The sequence below is a fragment of the Hymenobacter artigasi genome (genome assembly GCF_012275535.1).
Classification (GTDB): Bacteria; Bacteroidota; Bacteroidia; order Cytophagales; family Hymenobacteraceae; genus Hymenobacter; species Hymenobacter artigasi.
The window spans coordinates 49,607-71,671 of record NZ_JAAVTK010000011.1 but is presented as its reverse complement, the minus strand read 5'-3'; the positions used below and the strand labels follow the sequence as shown (position 1 = coordinate 71,671).

The window sequence follows — 22,065 nt, the reverse complement described above, 5'->3', positions numbered from 1 at the left end:
GAGTATAACCCGAAAGTAGCGCCGCCGTCGGTATTGCGTTGGCCTTCCGCCCGAAATCAACGTACTTTGCACTACTTAATTCCAAGCACTACATTTCATGAAGCTTTCTCACCGTCCCGCCCTGGCCCTGTTGCTGGGCACCGCTTTGGCGGCCTCGCTCTCATCCTGCGAATACCACTGGAGCCCCGGCAAAAACCCGCAATTCAAACACGGTTTCACCAACGCCCCCGGCTGGCATAAATCGGACGTGGACCGCGACAGCATCAACAACCAGCAGCGCGTAGAGCCCGCCACGGGCACCGGCTCGGCCGTAGCCATCAAAAAAGGCTCCGTGAAGGAAAAGTTGGACTCGGCTCCGGCCGGTGCCAGCGCTACCTCGCCCCAAAATGCCAGCGGCCAGATGGGTTCGGTAGACCAGACCCAGCCAAAAAACTAGTTTTCGGCGATTGCCCGAAATGCAAAAAAAGCCCGCTGCCATTATGGTAGCGGGCTTTTTGCGTTGAATTGCGGGTGGAGCTAAGCCGGGCGCTCGGCCACCGGCAACTGCCCCACGCGGGCGTAGCCGAAGCGCACGGGCGGCAGCACGGCGTGGTAGCCATCGAGGCCCGAGATGGCGGCCGTGCCGGCGGCGGCCAGGTCCAGCGTGCCATCGGGGCGCAGCAACTCGTCGCGCATATAAACGTGTTCCACGGTGCCCACCAGCAGCACGGTGCCGTTGCTAATGTGGTGCTCCTCCAGCAGCCGCAGGCCGATGCTGACGGCACTTTCGGCCACGTAGGGCGCAGAGAAGCCGTCGCGGTATTCGGCCGTGAAGCCGCAAGCATCAAACTCCGAAACCGTGTCCGGGAAGTTGGCCGAGGTGTAGTGGGCCTGGACGGCCAGGGCCTCGGGTACGTGGTTGAGGGTGTAGCAGCCGCTGCTTTTGAGGTTGGCGTAGGTGTGGCGCGGCACGGTGGTGGGGCGCGTGATGATGCCCAGCAAGGCCGGGTCGGAGCCCAAGTGCAGGGCCGAGCTGAACACGGCCAGGTTGGTCATGCCATCGGGCGCAGCGGTGCCCACCAGGTTGGCCGACTTGAAGCCCGGCAGGCCGTTGACGAGGTTGAGGCGGTAGACTTTTTCGAAGCCGGCAATGTCGGCGGCAGTGAGGTGGCGCATAACGGGGAGTGGGAATTGGGAAATGGGGAGCGGGAACAAGACCCATTTAATCGCACAAATGTTCAGGTGATTTTCAGTGGGCCGCCGGGCGGTCCAGGCACAGGCGGTTGTGCTGGCAATGCAGAATCAGTGCGAAAATAAACAGGCCGTAAAGCATCTGCGTGCCCACCGTGTCCCACTGCTCCAGTAGGCTGCTGCCAAAAACCAGGCTGGCCATCATCAGCATAGCCGCTGCCAGCGCCGGGCGCGTGAACAGGCCCAGCAACAGCAGCCCGCCGATTGCGCCTTCCGCAAAGGGCAACACCGTGGCGAAGATTCCCACCAGCGGCGTGGGCAGCGGCGTAGCCGCAAACTGTTTCAGCAGGCCCGTCTTGAAGCCGGCCAGCTTGGGCAGGCGCACCAGAAAGTGCGTCAGGAAATTTACGCCCAGCAACAGGCGGCCCAGCACGAAGGCCAGCTCAGGATTGGTCAGTTTTAGCATGGTTTTCCATACGGCCCAAAAGGCAAGAAGGTGGGCATGGCGAAATTTTGCTGGCACCAACCAGTCAGACACCGCCTGCTACATTTGGCCAATGGACTGCACCTGCTCCCAATTTCTGCCGCTGGCCCTCGACCGCCGCAGCATCAATAAGCGCATCAAGGCTACGGCCGCAATTCTGAAGCCGCTGACGCTGCTGGCAGAACATCCGGCGCTAAGGCTGAAATTATTCCAGTGCCCGCACTGTGCCCAATACTGGCAAACCGGCTGGGAATGGAACCTTGGGGGAACTGAGTACGCGTACCACGTGCCCATCATTGAGGTGGGTACGTGGCAGCAGGAACCCTACCTACAGCCCGCCGCGTGGATGATTTACGGCGCTATGATGGAACCTTACTACGCCAAAAACACGTTTGAGCCCAGCGACAAGCCCTGCCCGGTGCCCGGGTGCCCGCACCGGGCCATCCGGTTCAGCGGGGTTTGCGAGCAGCACCACGTCGAGCAACTGCAGCAGTTCGGGATGCTGCCGAAGCGGCCCGTTGGCCGGCTGTTTCCCCCTTATGGCCCTACCGTTCCAGCTTGAAGCCGGGCTCCCGCGCGGGCGGCGCGGTGCGGTTGGCCACGGCCCAGCCGGTGAGGTACATCCACTGCGTCATGCGCGTAAGCTTGGCGTAGTCGATGCGGCTGGGCTCGTCGCGCGGCGTGTGGTAATCTACGTGCAGCAGCGAAGTGTACATAATGGACGGGATGCCCAGGCGGGCGTAGGGCAGGTGGTCGGAGCGGAAATACCAGCCCTCGGGGTGAGTAGGCTTGTCCCACTCGGTATCGAGCTTGAATTTGGGGCCGGCTTGGTTGGCCGACAGCGCGGTTTTTACGAGGTCGGAAGAATTCATGTGGGGCGGCGTGCTGCCCAGCAGGGCGGCGCTGTCGGCCACGTTGCGGCCCATCATTTCGGCGTTGAGCACGGCCACGATGCTGGACTGGGGCACCGTGGGGTGGGCCGAGAAGTAGGTGGAGCCAATCAGCCCGCGTTCTTCCGAGCCCTGGTACACGAACAGGGCCGAGCGCCGGCCCGGCTGCTGCTTAAACGCCCGCATGATGGCCAGCAGGGCCGCGCAGCCGGTGGCATTGTCGTCGGCCCCGTTATAAATCGAGTCGCCGGCGATGGGCGCACGCACGCCGTCGTGGTCCTGGTGGGTGCTGAAGAGGACGTATTCCTTCTTCAATTGCGCGTCGGTGCCGGGCATCTTGGCCACGATGTTCACTGAGGGGTACTGGAAGCTTTCCACTTTCAGCTCAGTCGTAAACTGCTGGCCGGCCTGCTGCACCCAGCTGGCGGCGCTGGCCGGCAGCCATATCACGGGCGGGGTATTCACCACTTTGGTGCTGGTTGCGCCGGGCAGGCTGTAGCGCCCGCGCTCAAACACATGGCCCCAATGGTCGTAGAGGGCCTGCGAGGCCGCATCCGAAACAAATACTACCGCCACCGCGCCGGCTTTCACAAGCTCGCCGGCCTGCCCGGCAAACTTGCCAAACACGTAGCGCCGGTAGCTGATGCCATCGGTGGGAGCACCCGCAATCTGCACGGCCACGGCCTTGCCCTTCACATCAACTTTGGCAATCTCCGCCGCCGAGCCGGTGCCCACGTACACGAGCGGGGCCGTGATGCTGGCGTTGGTGGGGGCCGTCACGGCGCCGTCTTCGTTGAGCTTAATCTCATGGGTGCCAATGCGCAGGGTGCTGGCTTTGCTCAGGCGGGTGCGCTGCAAGTTGAACCACTGAAAATAGGTGCCGTCGTCGCCGGCGGGCAGCATGCCGGTGGCCCGAATCTGGTCGGCGAGCCACACGGAGGCTTTCAGCTCATCGAGGGTGCCGCCCTCACGGCCCCGGAAATGGTCGCCGGCCAGCGCAAACAGGTCGCGCTTGATGTCGGCTTCATGGATGGCGCTTTCGGCGTTCTGGGGCTTGGGGGCAGGCTTCTTTTGGGCTGAAGCAGCCACGGGAGCGGCCAGGGCTAAGCCGGCCAGCATCAGGGAACGGATGTTATGGAGCATGTAAGACGAAATATGAGAAAAAGCAGACAAGTAGCCGTGAAGATAGGGGCGTAGTCGGTTCATGCTACCCCTGGCCGGTGTTCCGGTTAGGCCCCGACGTATGTTTTCTCGGGCAGCCGCGCCGCCACCAGCGCAAACAGCGTCACGTTCACGGCCATCAGCCCGGCCGTAAACCAGTAGAAGTTGGCCCCGTGCAGGCCGGCCAGCCAGCCGCCCCGCGCAATGCTGCCATTCACCAGGCTCAGCCCGAAGTTGGCCGCCGCAATGGTGAGCACCCACAGCGACGTGGTGAGGCTTTTCAGCGAGCGCGTGGCGTGGGTGTAGGCATATTCAAGCCCCGTGATGGCTACCATGATAACGCCGCCCACCAGCACGCAGTAGGCCAGAATCTGCCACCAGGCCGAGGGGTGGCCGCCGGCATCTACCCGCGTTTGAATAGCGCCCACGATGAGCACGCCCAGCGTGGCAATGACCATGCCCGCGCCCATGCGGCGCAGCGGGGTAGGCTGCAGCCCGCGCCGGGCCAGCGCCGGATATAGCTTATACGTGAACAGTGGGTTCAGCCCGATGCCGAAGATGATGCCCGATAGCTGCAGCTGCTCGGCCAGAGGCCGAAAGCCCGGCCACAACTCGCGGTTCAGGTGCGTGGCCTGCAACACCCATTCCGAGGAGCTTTGCTCGTTCAGTATCCAGAGCACCGGCACGAAGGCGAATACCACGCCCACGCGGCGCAGGGCGGCCCGGTCTTCGCCGGCGCCCAGCACCTTGCGCAGGCCGGCGCGCAGGCCAGTGGGCGGTACCCGCACGTAGCGCCGCCGCCCGGCCCAGAAGGTGAGGGCCGCCGTGGCCATCAGCAGGCCCGGCACACCGAAAGCCACAGCCGGCCCGAAATGCTGATAGAGCAGCGGCGTGAGAATGGTGGCCAGCGCCGCCCCCACATCAATGCTCATCTGAAACCAGCCGTAGGCCTTGGGCAGCAGCACCGCGTTGGCTGGCGTGAACTGGTCGCCGAGGTTGGCCGTCACGCTCGACTTGATGCCGCCCATGCCCATGGCCACCACCAGCAGCCCCAGCCGAAAGCCGCTCAAATCATTGTTGAAAGCCGAAAGCAACACGTGCCCACCGCAGTACAGAATCGACAAATAAAGAATGACGCGATACTTACCCAGTACCCAGTCGGCCAGCAGCGCGCCCACCACCGGCAGGGCATAGCCGAGGGCTGAAAACGAGTGCACCAGCGCGTTGGCCTGCGCCTCGGCCCCGGCCGTGAGGGCCGCGCTGTGCGTGGGGTTGAAAAACTGCGCCACCAGAAACGTGGGCAGTATCGTCATCATGCCATAGTAGCTGAACCGCTCGGCCACCTCGCTACCGATGATGAACGGCAGGGCGCGCGGGAAGCGTACCGGCGCGGCCGTAATGGAAGATGCAGGAGCGTCGGCAGCGGTGGAAGGCATCATGAGGCAAGGCCAAAAAACAGGGAACGTCATGCCGAGCGGAGCCGAGGCATCTCGCGTGCAATAGTAAACCTAATCGATTGGATTACTACTACACGCGAGATGCCCCGGCTCTGCTCGGCATGACGTTCCTTTTACTATCCGTTAGTCTACTGCACCACGTTGCGCGGGTCGGGCCGGGGCTTCATCTCATAGTCGTGCGGGGGCTGCAGGCCGGCCAGGTTCTGCACGAAGTAGTCCCAGCGGCGGCGCGTCATGTAGGGCGAGTAGGTGCCATAGCCGTGGGCGGCGTTCGGGAATACCACCAAGTCGTAGCTCTTGTTGGCTTTGGTGAGGGCTTCCACCACCAGCAGGGTGTTGGCGGGCGGCACGTTGTTGTCCATCAGCCCGTGGGCCAGCATAAGCTTGCCTTTCAGGTTCTTGGCGAACGTGGCGTTGGCCTGGTTGTCGTAGCTGGTAGTGCCGTCGGCGTTGGTTTTCATCAGGCCGATGTAGCGCTCGGCCCAGTCGTCCTCGTAGTTACGGTTTTCGTGGTTGCCTGATTCGGAGATGCCGACTTTGAAGAAATCCGGGTAGCGGAACATGGCCGCCGCCGTGGCGTAGCCGCCGCCCGAGTGTCCCCAGATGCCAGCCCGGTCCAGGTCGATGTACGAATACTTTTGCGCCAGCTGGCGCATGCCGGTCACCTGGTCCGAGAGGGTGTTTTCGGCCATGTTGCCGTAGCAGGCATCGTGGTAGCTCTTGGAGCGCAAGGGGTTGCAGCTGCCTTCAATCACGACCACCACGAAGCCCAGCTCGGCCAGCGCCTGGTTATCGCCCCGCGCCGCTGCAAACGACCAACTGCCCACGCCGCCGCCCTGCGGCCCCGGGTAGATGTAGTTGATAATCGGGTACTTCTTGCTGGGGTCCAGGTTGGTGGGCGTGAACATGAGGCCGTACAGGTCAATCTGGCCATCCTGGGCCTTCACCGTGATGGGCGTGGGTGCCTTCCAGCCGGTGGCGGTGAGGCGGGAAATGTCGGCTTTCTCCAGCGTCTCAAGCAGCTTGCCATCGGCCCCACGCAGCACCGTCACGCCCGGCTTGTCGGGTTGCGAATAGGTGTCCACGAAATAGCGGCCCGAGGGCGAAAGCATCACCTGGTGGTTGCCGGCTTCGGGCGTGAGCAGCGTGAGGTTTTTGCCATCGAGCCCTACGCGGTAGAGGTGGGTGAAGTAGGGGTTGCCCGGCTCGCGGCCATCGGCCAGGAAGTACAGCTGGCGCTTCTGCTCATCCACGCGCAGCAGCTGCGTCACCACAAAATCACCCTTCGTAATCTGGTTCTTCACCTTGCCGCTGCCGGCATCATACAGGTAAAGGTGGCCCCAGTTGTCGCGCTCCGAATACCAGACTACTTCCTTCGTTTTGGGCAGGTAGCGCCAGTTGATGTCCCCCTGGCCCGATTCGTACTGCGTGGCCACGGTTTCGGAAAACACGTCGCGCACTGCGCCGGTGGTAGCATCGGCCACGCGCAGCTTCTCCTCCTTGTGGTCGCGCGAGGTCGATACGAAGGCCAGCTGGCTGCCGTCGGGGCTCCAGTCCACGTCGTCGAAGGTGCCGCTGCTCGAAATGTCATCGGACAGCGAGCCCCGGTGCTGGTCGGGGGCCATCTGCAAGCGCACCACTTTCGGGTTGTTCACTTCCACAATCACCCGCTCGATGGTGGTCACGTCCTTGTCGCCGGGCAGCGGGTACTTCCACGATTTGAGGGTGGGATGGCCCACGTTGGTGCTTACCAAGTACATGTCGCCCACGGCGCGCTGGTCCTGCCGGAAGGTGGCAATTTTGCGCGAGTCGGGCGACCAGCGCAGCACCGGCTTGTCGCTGGTGGTCCAGCCGGCGTTGTCGGTGGCGTAGCCGTAGTCTTTGGCGCCGTCGGTGGTGAGCTGGGTGCTTTGGTTGGTTTTGGTGTCGCGCACCCACAGGTTGTAGTCCTTGATGTAGGCAGCCAGCTGGCCGTTGGGCGACTCTATCTCGTTCTCGGCGTTGGCGTCTGGCTTGGCGGCGGGCGTGGCCTCGGGGCTTAGCTGGCCGCTCGCTACGTTATACTTCCAGCTTTTGCCATTGGCCGCGAAGGAAATGGTCTTTTCATCGGGCGAAAACGCAAAGGTGCGGAACGGCAGCCGGGCCGCTTCGTAGGTTTTGCCGGTAGCCGAGGAAAGCGCGGCGGCCAGTTTGGCCTGGTTGAAGGCGGCAGTGCGGGTTTTGCGGGCCGGGTCTACGAGGATGAACTCGCTGCCATTCGCCGTGAGCACCCGGTACCAGAACCGGTCGCCCGCGAGCCAGTTGGGCTGGCCGGCGCTGTGGTCCACCAGCGGCTGGGTGTTGTAGCTCAGGAAACGTTCGGCGCGGGCGTAGTCCTCGGCCGTGCGGGTGGGCAACTGCTGGGCCACCGCCACGGCCGAAACGAAAAAGGTCGCGGCCGTGAGCAGGGCCGGTACATACTTGTGCATAGGCTTTATTAGGAGCAGGCTAAAAGTTGAAATCATCAGGCGCGAAAGGTCGGCGTTTGGCCGGGGTAGGTTGCTTTAGTTGCGAAGCAGGAGGCAGGCCCTGCACTCTACAATGGACAGCAAAGTGGCAAAAAGAAAGCCCCAATAACGGGGCTTTCCTGTGATAAGCACTGACCGACGCTCGGCTACTTATGTTGAACCGGCATCCTGGGCGGCACATCCGCCGGCTTGCCGGGGCCCGGCTTGCCGCCGGCTTTGGCTTCGGCCATCGGAAAGCCCCGCTGCTTCATGAGCGCGTCAATCTTCGGGTCACGACCCCGGAAGGCGCGGTAGCCGGCGGCCGGGTCCACGGTGTTGCCCACGGTGAAGACGTTTTTGCGCAGGCGGGCGGCCACGGCCTTATCATACGGCCCGCCGGCTTCGGTGAAGGCGCTGAAAGCATCGGCCGCCAGCACCACCGACCACAGGTAGGAGTAGTACCCCGCCGAGTAGCCATCCGAAGAGAAAACGTGCGAAAACTGCGGCGTGCGGTGGCGCATCACCAGCTCGGAGGGCATGCCCAAGCTGGCCAGGGTTTCGCGCTCAAACTTGTCAGGGTCAATCTTCTGTCCGCCGGCCAGGTGCAGTTTCATGTCGATGAGGGCGCTGGCCAGAAACTCGGTGGTAGCAAAGCCTTCGTTGAAGGAGCTGGCCTTGTCGATACGGGCCACCAGCGCCGCCGGAATGGGCTGGCCGGTCTGGTAGTGCAGCGCAAATTTATTGAGCACCTCGGGCGTAGCCAGCCAGTTTTCCAGCAGCTGCGACGGGAATTCCACGTAGTCGCGCACCACGTTGGTACCCGAAAGGGTGGGGTAGGTCACGTTGCTCGACAGCCCGTGCAGGGCGTGGCCGAACTCGTGGAACAGCGTGGTGGCATCGGTCCAGGAAATGAGCACCGGCTCGCCGGGCGTGCCCTTCACGAAGTTCGAGTTGTTCGATACGATGGTGGTTACGGCCTTGCCGTCCATGCGCTCTTGGTTGCGGTAGGCGTTCATCCACGCGCCCGAGTTTTTGCCTGGCCGGGCGTAGGGGTCGAAGTACCAGAGGCCGATTTGCTTGCCGGTGGTTTTGTCGTTCACCTGCCACACCTTCACGTCGGGGTGGTAAACGGGCACATCAGTCACGGGCACGAAGGCGAAGTTGAACAGCTCGCCGGCCACCCAGAACATGCCCTCGCGCATTTTATCCAGCTGCAGGTACTGCTTCACCTCGTTCTGGTCGAGGTCGTAGCGGGCCTTGCGCACCTTCTCGGCGTAGTAGCGGTAGTCCCAGGGCTCTATTTTGAAGTTGGCGGGGGCGCCTTCTTTTTTGGCCAGGGCCAGCATGTCGGCCACTTCTTCGTGCTCGCGGGCCACGGCGGGCTTCCACACCTGCTCCATGAGCTGCATGGCGGCTTCCGGGGTTTTGGCCATCGTGTTGTCGAGGCGCAGGTGGGCATGGGTGGCGTAGCCCAGCAGCTTGGCCCGCTCGGCCCGCAGCTGCAGAATCTGGGTGATGAGGGCGTTGTTGTCGTGGGCACCGCCGTTGTCGCCCCGGTTCGTGAACATGCGCCAAGCCTTCTCGCGCAGCCCGCGCTGGTCCGAGTACGTCAGGAACGGGTCGATACTGGAGCGGGTATTGGTAATCACGCCCACCGCCGCAATCTTGCGGGTGCCGGCCGTGGTTTTGGCCGCGTCGCGCAGCGAAACCGGCAGCCCGCCCAGGTCCTTGTCGGTTTTCAGCACCAGCACCGAGTCGGCCTCATCGGCCAGCACGTTCTGTGAGAAATTGGTGAACAGCCCCGCCAGCTGCTGATTGATGGCCGAAACCCGGGCCTTGGCGGTGGCATTCAGCTTCGCGCCCGCCCGCACAAACTGCTTGTAGTCCACTTCCACCAGCCGCTGCTGCTCCGGCGTCAGCTTCTTGGTAGCGGGCGCGTTATACACGGCCTCGATGCGCTTAAACAGGGCCGCGTTCTGCGTAATCTGGTCGCTGAACGCGGCCAGCTTGGGCGCCATCTCAGTTTCCACGGCACTGAAAGCGGCATCGTTCAGCGTGCCGCTCCAGATGTCATATATCGCCGATACGCGGGTCAGGGTCTGGCCGCTGCGCTCCATCGCGGCAATGGTGTTCTCAAACGTGGGGGCCGCCGGGTTGTTGGCAATGGCGTTGATTTCGGCCAGGTTCTCCGCCATCGCGGCTTCGAGCGCGGGCTTGAAATCGGCCACCTTCACTTTATCAAAAGCCGGCACGCCGCCGTGGCCCCCCGCCCAGGGCGCCAGCAGCGCCGGCTGGTTGGCGCGGGCCGAAGTCGGCGTGGCGCTGGAAGCAGTAGTTTGGGCCATGCCAGGGGTGGGAAGCAGGGTGAAAGCCAGGCCGAGCGTGGCCAGAAAACCAGTCAGCCGGCGGCTGGCAGCAAAGGGAAGTTGACGCATATAGGGAATGGAGACGCGAATTATAGGTTGGAACGAAGCCGGGCCGGAAGGGCCGGTATTGGGGTAAGATACTTGCCAGCAAGGCTATTGCGCCGACTCCTGTTTGCGAAAGGGGAAAACGTAGCCGACTTTGAATACCAGCTCTACATCAATGCTGGCCTTATTGCCCGGCTCCTCAATCTGATTGAAGGGACTGACTTGCTTGGCGGTGAAGTTGGTGGCCCGGTGCTCGTTGAGCATGTCGTACTGCGTGACCACAAACCGGCCGCCCAGCCCCAGGCCACCTTCCAACAGCCAGTTCGACCCAACATGCCACACCGAGCCTATTTTTAGGTCGATTCCCGAAATGTCTTTGCTCACAAAATTGCGGTCGTAAGTGTAATAAGCTGCGTTGCGATAGTAGTTGTTGCCGTAGCGGGTGTAGCGCTCGGGCGTGAAAAACGCCTGCACGGAGAAGTAGGTTTCCTGGTGGGGGTTTTTGGCGCGTGCGGGCAGATAGCGGCGTAGCTCCAGCTTGAATTTCTGGTAATGGTAGTCGTAGCGGTCCGCGAGCAGTCCGAGCGTGGTGATGCGCAGGGCGGTAAACTGCTGGCCGTAGCTGGCCTCCAGGCCGATGCGGGAACTGGGGCGGTACTCCAGCCCCACCAGGAGCGTGCTGGCGCTGGGGTCCTGGGTAGCCAGGGGCGAGAATTTTACGGCCAGAGCCGGCGCCAGACTGACCTGGCGGCTGGGCTTCAGCTTATTGGCTGGCCCCGTGGCCCCGTCGGGAGGCACCACCGTGACCACGGCAATACTGGAAGCAACTACCACAAGATTAGTGGTTTGCACCACGGCCCGAAAGCGCGTGGTGGTTAGTAAATCCGAGAACGTATAGCTGCGGCCCGGGCCACCTACGTCCACAAAGCCCTGGCCGGTATCGGCCTGGTACCGTAATATGGTGCCGTAAAATCCCTGCAAAATCAACGTGCCGGAGTTGGTTCCCGCCGTTACGGTGGTGGCGGCGGGGCTCAGGGTGCCGCCCGCCGCAACGATGTCCTGGGCCCGGCCTACGAAGGCCACCCCCAACAACAGGGCCAGGAGCAAGCCTGCCTGCCTCCATCGTAAACCAGTAGTAGTTGGGGCTTGGGGTTCGCGGTTGTTGAGCGCACGCGGAAGGGGCAGCGAGGAGTAACCAGTAGGGGCAAACATTAGGGAAAGGTAGTGTGGTGGCAGTAGTAGAATAAGGCCCGCTTAGCGCTGCCGGGCCGCCCAGGCGTCCATGCGGCGCTCCAGCACCGCCAGGGGCATCGAGCCGCCGGCCAGAATCTCATCGTGAAAAGCCTTCAGGCTGAACGTTTTGCCCAGCTGCTTTTCGTAGCGGCTGCGCAGCTCGCGGATTTTGAGCTGGCCGGTTTTGTAGGCCAGCGCCTGGCCGGGCATGGCCAGGTAGCGCTCTATCTCGGCCGTGGCGGACTGCTCCGAAATGGGCTCGTTGGCCATCATGTAGTCGATGGCCTGCTCGCGGCTCATGCCTTTGGCGTGCATGCCCACATCCACCACCAGGCGCAGGGCGCGGTGCATCTCATCGCCCAGCGCGCCAATGCGCTGGTAGGGGTCGGTGTAGAGGCCCAGCTCCTTGCCCAGGCTTTCGCAATACAGCGCCCAGCCCTCGCTGAAAGCGGGGTAGGAGGCGAAGCGCCGAAACTTGGGCAGGCTGGTGTTTTCCTGCTGCAACGACAGCTGGTAGTGATGCCCGGGAATGGCTTCGTGCAGAAACAGCGACTCCATGCCCGAGGTCACGTTGAACTTGGTAGCATCGAGAATGGGCACGTAGAAAATGCCGGGCCGAGTGCCGTCCGGCGTGCCCCGGTTGTACTCGGCCGAGGCCGTGGCGGCGCGGAACGCCTCCGTCTGCCGAATCTCAAACGGCGACTTCGGCGCGTGCCCAAACAGCTTGGGCAGGTTGGGCGCAGTGCGGGCCTGGATGCCGCGAAAGGCGTTCAGCACCTCGTCCGGCGTTTTGTAGGGCATGAACCTGGGGTTGGAGCCCAGGTAGCTGAAGAAGCCCGGCAGGCTGCCCTTGAAGCCCACCTGCTTTTTCACGGCCTCCATCTCGGCCCTAATGCGCTTCACCTCGGCCAGACCGGTCTGGTAGATGGCGTCGGGCAGGCGGTCGGTGGTCGTCATCAGCCGCACGTCGTAGCGGTACATTTCGGCTCCGCCGGGCACGTCGCCCAGGCCGGTGCTGCTGCGGGCCTGGGGCAGGTATTCCGTTTGCAGGAAGTCGGCCAGTTTGCGGTACGTCGGCACCACCTCGGTGAGAATGGCCTGCTGGTAGGCGGCGGTAAGCCGGGTTTTGTCGGCCTCCGAAAAGCTGGCCGGCAGGTGGGCAATGGGACCATAAAACAAGCTTTTGGCGGCATCGGTCGTGACCTGGGCTTGCAGCTGGGGCACCATTTTGAGCACCAGCACGCGGGGCAGCACCACGGCCGCCTTCATGCCCTGCCGGAAATTGCCAATGGCCGAGTCGGCCCACACCGGAAATTTGCCCACCCGGGCCAGCCAGTTGTCGTAGTCCTTCACCGTTTTGAACGGCTGGGCGCCCGTGCCCGCGCCCAGCTGCCCAAGCGAATTGGGCAGGCTGTAGAACTGGGCAAAGGGCATCATCCAGGTATCAAACCGCAGGCCTTCGAGGCGGCTGCGCATCTCATACTGAAAGATGTCGTAGCTGAGCTTGTCGTCGGTCGAGAGCCGGGCGCGGTCAATGTTCAGCAAATCATTCAGATACCGGCGGTAGAAGCGGACCTGCTGCTGGCGGAAGGCGTGGGTCTGGTCGTTGGGCAGGCGGTCGTTGTAGCGGTTATCGCCCTGCGCCGTGGCCATCAGCGGAAACAGCCGGGCGCGGTCTTCCCAATAGGAATTGAATAAACCGGCTAAAAGCGTGGCAGAAGCAGAGCCGCCGGTAAGTGGGGTTTGGGAGCCGGCCGGGTGCGCCAAAAGGCACCACATCGCCAGTAAGGCAACAAAAAATCTGTTCATCAACCAGTAAGTAAGCCGGCAAGCTACACAAATGGCTGTAAATAGTCCAGTTTTTGTTGGGAGCCATGGGCTTAAATAGCACGGTCATGCCGAGCGCAGTGAAACATCTTGACCGCTCAACCCAATCCAATCAATAGGATTAGTAGTGGCGGGCAAGATGCTTCGCTGCGCTCGGCATGACCGTGCTTTTTATTTCCTATTCCCTACTGCTTTGCCGCCCAGGCGTCCATCTTGGTTTCGAGCACGGCCAGTGGCATCACGCCATCCTTCAGCAATTCATCGTGGAAATTGCTGAGGGAGAACTTGCTGCCCAGCTGCTTCTCGTAGCGGGCGCGCAGCTCCTGGATTTTCAGCTGGCCAATTTTGTAGGCCAGTGCCTGGCCCGGAATGGCCATGTAGCGCTCGATGGCCGAGGTGTCGTCCTCCTTGCTGGCGGGCATGTTGTCGAGCATGTACTCGATGGCCTGCTCGCGGGTGAGCTGGCCGGTGTGCAGGCCGGTATCCACCACCAGGCGCACGGCGCGCAGCATCTCATCGTTCAGCGCGCCCACGTACTGGTAGGGGTCTTTGTAGAGGCCGAGCTCCTTGCCCAGGCTTTCGGTGTAGAGGGCCCAGCCCTCCGTCATGGCGCCGTAGCCGGCAAACTGGCGGAACTTGGGCAGGCTGGTGTTTTCCTGCTGCAAGGAAATCTGGTAGTGGTGCCCCGGAATGGCCTCGTGCAGAAACAGCGACTCCATGCCCTGCGTCACGTTGTACTCGGCGGGCTTGGGCAGCGGCACGTAGAAAATGCCCGGCCGGGTGCCGTCCGGCGAGCCCTGGTTGTACTCGGCCGAGGCGGATGCCTCGCGGAACGCCTCGGTGCGGCGGATTTCAAACGGCGACTTGGGCACGCGGCCGAACATCTTTTTCAGGTTCGGGTCGATGGTTTCCTGAATCTTGCGGAAGCCGGCCAGCACTTCCTCGGCCGTTTTGAAGGGCATGGCCTTAGGGTCGGTTTTGAGGCTCTCGAAGAACTGCCGCAGCGTGCCTTTGAAGCCCAGCTGGGTTTTCATGCGCTCCATCTCGGCGCGCAGGCGGGCCACTTCGCGCAGGCCCAGGGCGTGGATTTCGGCCGGGGTTTTCTCCGTCGTGGTCCAGTAGCTGGCGTAGTAGCGGTACATCTCCGGGCCGCCGGGAATGGCGTTGATGCCGCTGGTGGGGCGCGATTTGGGCAGGTATTCGTTGGCCAGGAAATTGCCCAGCTTCTGGTATGTCGGCACTACTTCGGTCAGAATGGCCTTCTTGTAGTCCTCGGTCAGGCGCTTTTTATCGGCATCGGAAAAGTCCTTCGGGAAGCTGTTAATGGGACCGTAGAACAGCGACTTGGTGGGGTCGGTTACCACCATCGTTTTGTCGCGCATCTGCGGAATCATCTTCTCCACCAGGGATTTGGGCAGCACCACGCCGGCTTTCATGCCGCGCCGGAAATTGCCGATGGCCGAATCGGCCCACACCGTGAAGCCGCGCACCCGGCCCAGCCAGTTGTCGTAGTCCTTCACCGTCTTGAACGGCTGGTTGCCCTGCCCCGAGCCAAACTGCCCCATCGAAATAGGCAGCCCCCAGAACTGCTGAAACGGCATCATCCAGGTGTTCAGCTTCAGGCCTTCTACGCGCTGCTTCAGGTCGTACTGAAAAATGTCGTAGCTGATTTTATCGTTCTCATCCAGCCCGGCGCGGTCAAACTTGCTCAGCCGCGTCAGGTAGTCCTGGTAAAAGGTGCGCAGCGTGTCCCGAAACGCCTGGGTCTGGTCGTTGGGAAGCTGGTCGTTGAAGCGGTTGTCGCCCTGGGCCGTGGCCGAGAGCGGGTCGAGGCGCGACTGCTGCTCCCAGAAGCTGGCAAACAGGCCACTGATGCCTTTGGTCGAGTCAGCCGCCGCGCCGTTGGCGCTGGTGGTGGCAGTTTCGGTGGTCTTGGTCTGGTTGCAGGCCGTGGTGAGGGCGGCCGCCACGAGGCCGGCCAAAGCGAGTTTTTTCATGAAGCGAATGGGAATGTGCCGCAAGCTACACACTCCCCTCCTTACCAAGGAGGGGACATTTCAGCGAAGCTGAAATTGGGGTGGTCGGGGCATTGAACGGCTTGCGTAAGGGAAGTGCCCTTGCCTTTCAGCTACCGACCATTATTTCCATTCAGTTCAACAGCCTCCAACGCCCACCCTGCGGTGCCACCACCCCTATTTTCGCGTCGCGAAAATGTCCCCTCCTTGGTAAGGAGGGGAGTTGGCCGTTCTATCGGCGCACTGCCAGGCGCGCTACGGCCAGGCGGCCCAGCTCCGGCGCAATGCGCTCGCGCGAATAGTTTTTTACGCGGCGCGGCATGCTGATAACCAGGGTGCGGGTGGGCAATTGCACGTAAAGGTCGCCGTGGCTGTCATCATAGTAGGCCTCGTGGCCCAGGCCGCTGACGGGAGAAATGCTCCGCTTCAAATCGTTGCCGGCCTGCGCAATCTGGAAGGCGGCGGCCGGGCGGAACGACACCATCACCACGGCGTCGGGGCTGGCGGGCTGGTCGGCTTCCACAAAGCGGCAGGCGTCGCCCTGGGCCTGCTGCAGCACGGGGCTGCCCGTGAGGCTGGCCACCTCGCCGGGCGTGAGCAGGCCGCAGGCCTCGGTGGGCAGCGTGGCGGTGGTATCCGTTTGCACGGTGGTGGAGAGGCCGTTGCCGCCGCTGGCCTGCTCCAGCGGGGCCTGGCCGCTGCACGCGCCCAGCAGTACCGTGCCGGCCAGTGCCAACAACCGGCCGGCGGGCCCGATGGAATGAATAGAACTTCGCATAAAACGAGCAGTGAAAGTCAGTTACGTGAAATACCGTCTACGTTGGCAGGCCGAAAAAAGGCATTGCCAGTGCTACAGCGTGAGGGTGAGTCCGGCCGTCCAGATGGACAGCGCCCGCGAGTCCACATCATCGGCGGGCAGGTTCACGGGCACCACGTAGCGCCAGCCGGCCGATACGGCCAGCTTGCCCACGGTGTAGGTCACGGGCACGCCAAATTCGTAATCGACGAGGCTGAACCGGCGCACGTTGCGGTTTTTGGCGGCGGCAGAAGCCGGGCCGTTGCGCTTATTCAGGGCCGCCTCGGTGAAGGACTGCGTACCGGCCGCGAAGCTTACCACCGGCTCAACGCTGAAATAGTCGTGCTGGCCAAAGCCGCGCTTGGTTTCGAAGGAGCGGGAATTCTCCAGCACCAGAAAGGCGTCGCCCTTGGCGGTGCTTTTGCCGAAGAGGTAGGTGGCGCTCAGCCGCGAGTAAAACGCGCCCCAATCCTGCCCCAGGCCAGCATCGAAGGCATTGTTCACGCCCGATTTCACCAGCTCGCTGCCCGTGGGGAAAAAGAACCGCGAATAGCTGAGCGATACATCCAGGGTTTTGCCCAGGTCGTGGTCCCAGCCCACGGTCAGGTCGGTTTCGTCGAGGGCATTGGCAGTGTTCAGCAGGTTATACAGCTCAACCGAGCCGTACAAGCCGCTTTTGGCCGAATAGGTGAGCATGGCGGCCGTGTAGGGAAACGCCACCGCCTGCGAGCGCCCAAAGTACGTGGAGTTGCTGCCGTAGCTGAGTGCCGCGCTCAGTGAGCGGTGCGGGGCATCGGTGGTATCGGCGGGGGCCGAGGCCGGAAAATGCAAGGCAGCCTGCGCCGCCAGCGGGCCAGCGGCCAGCAAAGCGGCGGCGGCGAATGAGCGGAAAAAAGAACCCAAGGAGAAAAATAGAAGCAAGTGAAAGCGGGAAGGTAAATAACCGAAAAAAGCCCCTTCGCGCAGCGAAGGGGCTTTGGCCGTGAGGCGAAAACCTAACGGGTGCCGTGCATGCCCTTGAGGCCGCCCTTGTGGTTACCATGGTGGCTGCCCTTATGACTGCCCTGGTGGTTTCCCTGGTGGCTGCTAGTATGGGTGGGGTTCGGCGTAGCCGGGGTAGCGGGGGTGGCAGGCGTAGCCTGGGCCATAGCGGCGAAGGTGCAAAGCGCGGCAACGGCCGACATCAGGTACTTTTTCATGGAAATCAAAAAAATGAATGGGAGGAATTGGGTAATGAGCTGGCCGGGCGTTGCAGCGCCCGCCAGGTTGGTTTACTTGGTTTTGTGGTGGCCGCCGTGGTGGCCGTGGTGCCCGCCATGATGGCCGCCGTGGTGGCCACCGGTGTGAGGAGTAGCTTGGGCCAGGGCAGCAAACGTGCACAGCATGGCAACGGCGGAAAGCATTAGCTTTTTCATGGGGAAATGGGTTTGGGGTTGATGATGGCTCAAACCTACTTTTCCAACATGATGCGAACATGATAAGCCCTACGTTGCCTCGGCCAGGCCCGGAGCGGGGGCCGGAAAACCGAGCAGAAACGACGTGCCCAGCCCCTCAATGGAATTGACTTCGAGGCTGATGCCGTGCAGGTCGGCAATGGTGCGGGCAATGCTCAGGCCCAGGCCGTAGCTGTCGGGGTCGGCCGTGGCCCCCTTGTCGAAGCGCAGAAAAAGGCGCGGCAGCTGCTCGCGGGCAACGCCCACGCCGGTGTCGCGCACTTCGAGCCCGTAGCCGCCGGCGGGCGTGGGCCGGCCCCGCACGTCGATGCGCCCGCCCGCCCGGTTGTACTTGATGGCGTTGCTCAGCAGGTTGTAGAGCAGCGTGAAGAGCAGGCTGCGGTTGGCGTGCAGCACGGTGAAATCGGGCGTCAGGTCCTGGTGCAGGGTCAGGCCGAGCACGGCCAGGCGGTCCTGCACTTCGTCGCACACCTCGGCCACCAGCGGGGCGAGTGGCACGGTTTCGGCGCGGGCAAACTGGTCGTTTTCAATCTTCGAAATCATCAGCAGCGACCTGATGATGGTGCGCAGGCGGTGCACCGTGCGCTGCGACTCCACCACGCGCAGCTGGTTTTCATCCGACAGCGACTCGTCGGCCAGCATGTTGTCGAAGCGGTATTGCAGGGCGGCCAGCGGCGTAAGCAGCTCGTGCGAGGCATCGGCGATGAACTTGCGCTCCTTCGTGAACGAGGCCTGGATGGTGGTCATCATCTCGCGCAGGCTCTCGTCGAGGTAGCGAAAGTCGTCGGTGCTGGTTTCGATGGGCGCGAAGTTGAACGCGGCCGGGTGGTGGGCATTTTTGAGCCGCTGCCGGATAATGGTGTAGAACGGCTCCAGCAGGTAGCGGAAGAAGGCCACGTCGGCCAGCGTGGTCAGGGCTACGGCCACCAGCAGCATGTACAGCGCGTAGTGACGGAAATTGCGCTCCGTTTCGCCAATGCTGCCCGTGCTGCGCCCGATTTCGAGCAGGTAGTTCTGGCCATCCTGGGCGAAGGCGTAGCTCAGCACCCGGTATTCCACAATCTCATCCTCCACGGCCCGCTTCGAGTCCTCAATCTCGTTGATGCCCGGCCCGGGCGGAATGGCCTCCAGCGAGATAAACTCCTCCTTGAGCAGGTTGTAGCTGCCATAGGAAGACTGCTCGGCAGTGATGAAGGCCGAAATGCCGTTGCGGCGCAGCAGGCGCAGCACTTTTTCCTTTTTCTGGGCCAGGCGCTGGTCGGTAGTCAGCCGGGCCAGGTGGCTCATGGCCAGCGGCAGCGCCCCCGCCAGCACCAGCAGAATAACCACCCGCGACACGGCATTGAACAGGGAAAACTTGGTGCTAAGCTTCATGAAGGGGGTAGGAGGGTATGGGGGTAGGAGGGTAGGAGGGTATGGGGGTAGGAAGTTCTTTAGAGCGGTTTTCAGGTTCGTGTACACGTAGCGCGAACTACAAAGTTCGCGCTACTGCCTGCTGGCCTCCTAAGCTGTACATAAACCCGAAAACTGCTCTAATTGGTCAGGCACCAGGCACCGAGCACCAGGCACCAGGCACCCGGTACCGAGCACCGAGCACCGAGCACCAAGCACCAACAACCAGAATCCTACACCCGCACCCGGTACCCGATGCCGCGCACGGTTTCGAGCCACTCCACGTCGGCGTGCAGGCCCAGCTTTTTGCGCAGATTTTTGATGTGGGCGTCGATGTAGTTCGAATCGAAGCCCGACTCGGGCAGGTTGCCCCAGATGTGCTCGGTGAGCTGCAAGCGGGTCATTACCCGGTTTTTGTGCAGCACGAGGTAGCTCAGTACGTCGAACTCCTTCACCGATAAGCTCACCTCCTGCCCGCCAAACAGCAGCCGGCGGGCCTGCAAATCGAGGTCAAACGCGCCCACCGCCGCCAGCGGCTTGTGCAGTCCGAAGCGCCGCCGCGTGATGGCGTGCATGCGGGCCAGCAGCTCGGGCAGCGAAAAGGGCTTGGCCAGGTAGTCGTCGGCGCCCAGCTCCAGACCGTTGATGCGGTCCTCCACGGCCCCGCGGGCGGTGAGGATAATGACGGCCGCCGCGAGCTCCTGCTGCTTGGCCTCGGCCAGCAGGGCCAGGCCATCGCCGTCGGGCAGGCCCAGGTCGAGCAGGACAAAATCGAAGGGCGTATCGGCCAGCTGGGCACGGGCTTCGCGGGCGGTGCGGGCCACTGTGCAGGCAAAGCCCTGCTGATAGAGAAAAATGCCCAGCTCGCGGGCCAGGGTGCGTTCGTCTTCGACGATGAGAACGGTCATGCGGCGCGAAAAAGCGGGCGGTGAATCAGTGTTGGCGGCCGTGGCCGTGGCCCGGGCCGTGAGTGTGGGCGTGGTGGGCTGCTCGCCCCGCCCGGCGGCTATGGTTGGGATGGTTCGGGCCGTCGGCAGGGTCGGTGGGCTGGCCGTCATCGTCCACGCGCTGGGGCTTGGGCTGGTGGCCGCTAAGCGGCACGGCCTTCACCGGCGGCTCGGGAGCCGGGGCGGGCGTAGGTACCGGCCCGGTTTGTACCGGCGGGATAAAGAAACCGCCCCGTAGCGGACGCGCCGCCGTGGCCGTTGCCCCCGACAGCAACCCCAGGCTCAGTATAAAAAAAAGTGTGCGTTTCATAGCAAATGCAGTAAGACATAATAAAGCAGGCGTGCCGTATACCTGAGCAAATTACAGCCGCCAGCGCCGTGACAACCCGACAAGCGGCAAACGTGTCCATACATGGAGGCACCCGGCAGTAGCAACCGCCAAACCTACTACCCGGGCATGATGCGAACATGATAAGCTGTCTGATAGAAAAAGCCCCGCCTCTACACACGGTAGGGGCGGGGCTTTGGGATAAGTGCGGACCAGAAGCGTGGCAATGGCCCACGGCCGGCATTACTCGCGCATCAGGCGCTGGGTGTGGTTGCCGGTCGCGCCGCTCAGCTCCAGAAAGAAGGGGCCTTTGGGCAGGTTGCTGATTTCGAGGCGGTCATTGTCAGTGGCTTTGCCGCTGAGCAAGGTCTGGCCCAGGGCATTGAAAATACGGTACTGCACTGCTCCCACGCCGGCGGGCAGGATGAGCTGGTTGGCGCTGGGGTTGGGGTAGAACGCTACTTTGGTGCTGGCTTCGGTTTGCACGGCCACCACCGGCGAAAAGCTGAAGGTGCCATCGGTGTCTACCTGCCGCAGGCGGTAGTACGAGGTGCCGGCGAGCGGGCGGCTATCCAGAAAGGAGTAGTCGTGCGCCATGGTGGTGTTGCCCTGGCCTTTCACCGTGCCCAGCGTTTCGAACACTTCGCCCGTGGCGCTGCGCTGAATCTCAAAACGGTCGCTGTTTTTTTCGGTGGCCGTGGCCCAAGTCAGGCTCACGCCGGCTGCTTTGGCCGCAGCATCGAAGCGGGTGAGCTCAACGGGCAGTGGGGAACCCGAGGCGATAGTGACGTTGTCCAAAACAATGATATTTCTTTTCGAACTGGTAAGGGTCATCGCGACGCCTACAATAGTTCTTTCACTAAAACTTGGGAGTGTGAGAGTAACCCCTGATATTCTTGCAGCAGATAAGGAGACAGTTTGATTGTTTGCACCAGTTATTGTGGCAGGTAAAGGGGTACCGGAAGCATCGCCTGCAACAAAACGTAACCCATTTCCAGTATTCGTAGAGCTTATCGTGACAGTAGCTGTGGCTGCAGCTTTTGTCACAGCGTTAGTTAAAGTTATAGTTGCAACGATGGTACTACCGTTTCCAAAACCATCATTGTATGCTGGATTGGGTGAGTCATATCCAAGGCCCCCAACTTGAAAAGTAATAGTGTTTCCAGTAGACCCCTTTTGAAAAATCTGAGGGTCGAAAGTTATTGTAGTAGCATCGCCAGGAGAATTGTTGCCAGTATTTATTACTCCCAAGGTTCCAAAATTGCCGGCAGCAGCACTCGTTGTAGAATTATTGAAATAATTCGCAGTTGTACTAGCTGTAAAACCGAGCTCGCTTCCAGTAGCTGGGCTTGTGAATGCTGCATTAAAAGTTTGTGTTTTGGAACTGACTTGAGCTTTTGCACCAAACGAAATAGTTAGTAAGCTTAATGCGCAGAGAAAGATGGATTTCCGCTGGTTGCGGGTTGCAGTTGCAAAAGGTAAAAGATTGTTCATGGGTAAAAGAAGGGTTTATGAAATCGACTTTTAAAGAGAAGGGCGGGCTTGAAAAAGATAGAGCGAGTATAGTTGACAGCCTAGCTAACTACTTACCACAATCATGTCACCAAATAAATCCAGTTGACGAGTGCGGCATTAGTCAATTTTAACAGGGTAAAACGATGTAATATAGAATCGAACTGTGTGTATTTAATACTGGACGAAAGGAAATATATATGCAGTCATAAAATCAAAGGTACTTAAAAATTTGATTTACAGAAGATTAATGTTGAGATAAATTCAAAAGGTCAATATTTTCTCTTTTGTTAAATGCTGATGAGCAGGAGTTGATTGAGGGTGGTTACGGGAAAAAACTAGTGGAAAGAGTGCTCCAACTGCTATAGGTTTTCAAGGGATAATTCTACTTTGTGTAATTGTCCGGCTGCTGTTTACCAGGCTCATAATGGCTTGATGTAGTTGCCGGGTTCGCATGGGGAGGTAGGGCAGGCGCGTAATCTTGCTGAAAACGCAAAGCGCC

General features: G+C 61.5%; 19 protein-coding genes. 2 read left to right on the top strand and 17 right to left on the bottom strand.

Features of this window, described 5'->3' with window-relative positions; all coding sequences use genetic code 11:
* The first annotated feature begins 97 nt into the window (after positions 1 to 97).
* Positions 98 to 436 (top strand): hypothetical protein, encoded by a 339-nt coding sequence (locus tag HBN54_RS16780; RefSeq protein ID WP_168674382.1) that lies wholly within the window; start codon positions 98 to 100, stop codon positions 434 to 436.
* An 80-nt stretch (positions 437 to 516) separates the two neighbouring features.
* Here the strand turns inward: HBN54_RS16780 and HBN54_RS16775 are convergent, their stop codons facing one another.
* Both HBN54_RS16775 and HBN54_RS16770 read right to left on the bottom strand, forming a co-directional pair.
* Positions 517 to 1,155: a flavin reductase family protein gene (locus tag HBN54_RS16775; protein WP_168674381.1), complete on the bottom strand. Its 639-nt coding sequence runs from the start codon at positions 1,153 to 1,155 to the stop codon at positions 517 to 519.
* A gap of 73 nt (positions 1,156 to 1,228) precedes the next feature.
* The gene (locus HBN54_RS16770; protein WP_168674380.1) at positions 1,229 to 1,636 is read right to left on the bottom strand and encodes a MauE/DoxX family redox-associated membrane protein; all 408 of its coding nucleotides are present in this window, start codon (positions 1,634 to 1,636) and stop codon (positions 1,229 to 1,231) included.
* A 91-nt stretch (positions 1,637 to 1,727) separates the two neighbouring features.
* Between HBN54_RS16770 and HBN54_RS16765 the strand changes: the two genes are divergently transcribed.
* Positions 1,728 to 2,216: a hypothetical protein gene (locus tag HBN54_RS16765; protein ID WP_168674379.1), complete on the top strand. Its 489-nt coding sequence runs from the start codon at positions 1,728 to 1,730 to the stop codon at positions 2,214 to 2,216.
* Here HBN54_RS16765 and HBN54_RS16760 read toward each other — a convergent pair.
* The 15 genes from HBN54_RS16760 to HBN54_RS16690 all read right to left on the bottom strand — a co-directional run bounded on the left by HBN54_RS16760 (position 2,200) and on the right by HBN54_RS16690 (position 20,849).
* Positions 2,200 to 3,687 (bottom strand): M28 family peptidase, encoded by a 1,488-nt coding sequence (locus tag HBN54_RS16760; protein WP_168674378.1) that lies wholly within the window; start codon positions 3,685 to 3,687, stop codon positions 2,200 to 2,202. The two genes, HBN54_RS16765 and HBN54_RS16760, sit on opposite strands and share 17 nt — an antisense overlap.
* An 86-nt stretch (positions 3,688 to 3,773) precedes the next feature.
* Positions 3,774 to 5,144: a POT-type proton-dependent oligopeptide transporter gene (locus HBN54_RS16755; RefSeq protein ID WP_235955570.1), complete on the bottom strand. Its 1,371-nt coding sequence runs from the start codon at positions 5,142 to 5,144 to the stop codon at positions 3,774 to 3,776.
* 146 nt (positions 5,145 to 5,290) lie between these two features.
* The gene (locus HBN54_RS16750; RefSeq protein WP_168674377.1) at positions 5,291 to 7,630 is read right to left on the bottom strand and encodes a S9 family peptidase; all 2,340 of its coding nucleotides are present in this window, start codon (positions 7,628 to 7,630) and stop codon (positions 5,291 to 5,293) included.
* 185 nt (positions 7,631 to 7,815) lie between these two features.
* Positions 7,816 to 10,083 (bottom strand): M3 family metallopeptidase, encoded by a 2,268-nt coding sequence (locus tag HBN54_RS16745; RefSeq protein ID WP_168674376.1) that lies wholly within the window; start codon positions 10,081 to 10,083, stop codon positions 7,816 to 7,818.
* Between the two features lie 84 nt (positions 10,084 to 10,167).
* A complete protein-coding gene (locus HBN54_RS16740; RefSeq protein ID WP_168674375.1) occupies positions 10,168 to 11,271 on the bottom strand; it encodes a hypothetical protein in 1,104 nt (367 codons plus the stop codon).
* Positions 11,272 to 11,313: 42 nt separating this feature from the next.
* Positions 11,314 to 13,071 (bottom strand): DUF885 domain-containing protein, encoded by a 1,758-nt coding sequence (locus HBN54_RS16735; RefSeq protein ID WP_210428091.1) that lies wholly within the window; start codon positions 13,069 to 13,071, stop codon positions 11,314 to 11,316.
* 233 nt (positions 13,072 to 13,304) lie between these two features.
* Positions 13,305 to 15,116, bottom strand: coding sequence for a DUF885 domain-containing protein (locus HBN54_RS16730; protein ID WP_168674373.1), 1,812 nt, complete (start codon positions 15,114 to 15,116; stop codon positions 13,305 to 13,307).
* Positions 15,117 to 15,366: 250 nt separating this feature from the next.
* Entirely contained in the window at positions 15,367 to 15,912 is a 546-nt protein-coding gene (locus HBN54_RS16725) for a hypothetical protein (RefSeq protein WP_168674372.1), read from the bottom strand.
* Between the two features lie 72 nt (positions 15,913 to 15,984).
* The gene (locus tag HBN54_RS16720) at positions 15,985 to 16,833 is read right to left on the bottom strand and encodes a hypothetical protein (RefSeq protein ID WP_168674371.1); all 849 of its coding nucleotides are present in this window, start codon (positions 16,831 to 16,833) and stop codon (positions 15,985 to 15,987) included.
* A 92-nt stretch (positions 16,834 to 16,925) separates the two neighbouring features.
* A complete protein-coding gene (locus HBN54_RS16715; RefSeq protein WP_168674370.1) occupies positions 16,926 to 17,129 on the bottom strand; it encodes a hypothetical protein in 204 nt (67 codons plus the stop codon).
* A 72-nt stretch (positions 17,130 to 17,201) separates the two neighbouring features.
* On the bottom strand, positions 17,202 to 17,345 hold the full coding sequence (locus tag HBN54_RS16710) for a hypothetical protein (protein WP_168674369.1): 144 nt from the start codon (positions 17,343 to 17,345) through the stop codon (positions 17,202 to 17,204).
* A gap of 69 nt (positions 17,346 to 17,414) precedes the next feature.
* Positions 17,415 to 18,758 (bottom strand): sensor histidine kinase, encoded by a 1,344-nt coding sequence (locus tag HBN54_RS16705; RefSeq protein WP_168674368.1) that lies wholly within the window; start codon positions 18,756 to 18,758, stop codon positions 17,415 to 17,417.
* A 251-nt stretch (positions 18,759 to 19,009) separates the two neighbouring features.
* Entirely contained in the window at positions 19,010 to 19,684 is a 675-nt protein-coding gene (locus tag HBN54_RS16700; protein WP_168674367.1) for a response regulator transcription factor, read from the bottom strand.
* A gap of 25 nt (positions 19,685 to 19,709) precedes the next feature.
* Entirely contained in the window at positions 19,710 to 20,033 is a 324-nt protein-coding gene (locus tag HBN54_RS16695) for a hypothetical protein (protein ID WP_168674366.1), read from the bottom strand.
* Positions 20,034 to 20,294: 261 nt separating this feature from the next.
* A complete protein-coding gene (locus HBN54_RS16690) occupies positions 20,295 to 20,849 on the bottom strand; it encodes a T9SS type A sorting domain-containing protein (RefSeq protein ID WP_168674365.1) in 555 nt (184 codons plus the stop codon).
* Positions 20,850 to 22,065: the final 1,216 nt, after the last annotated feature.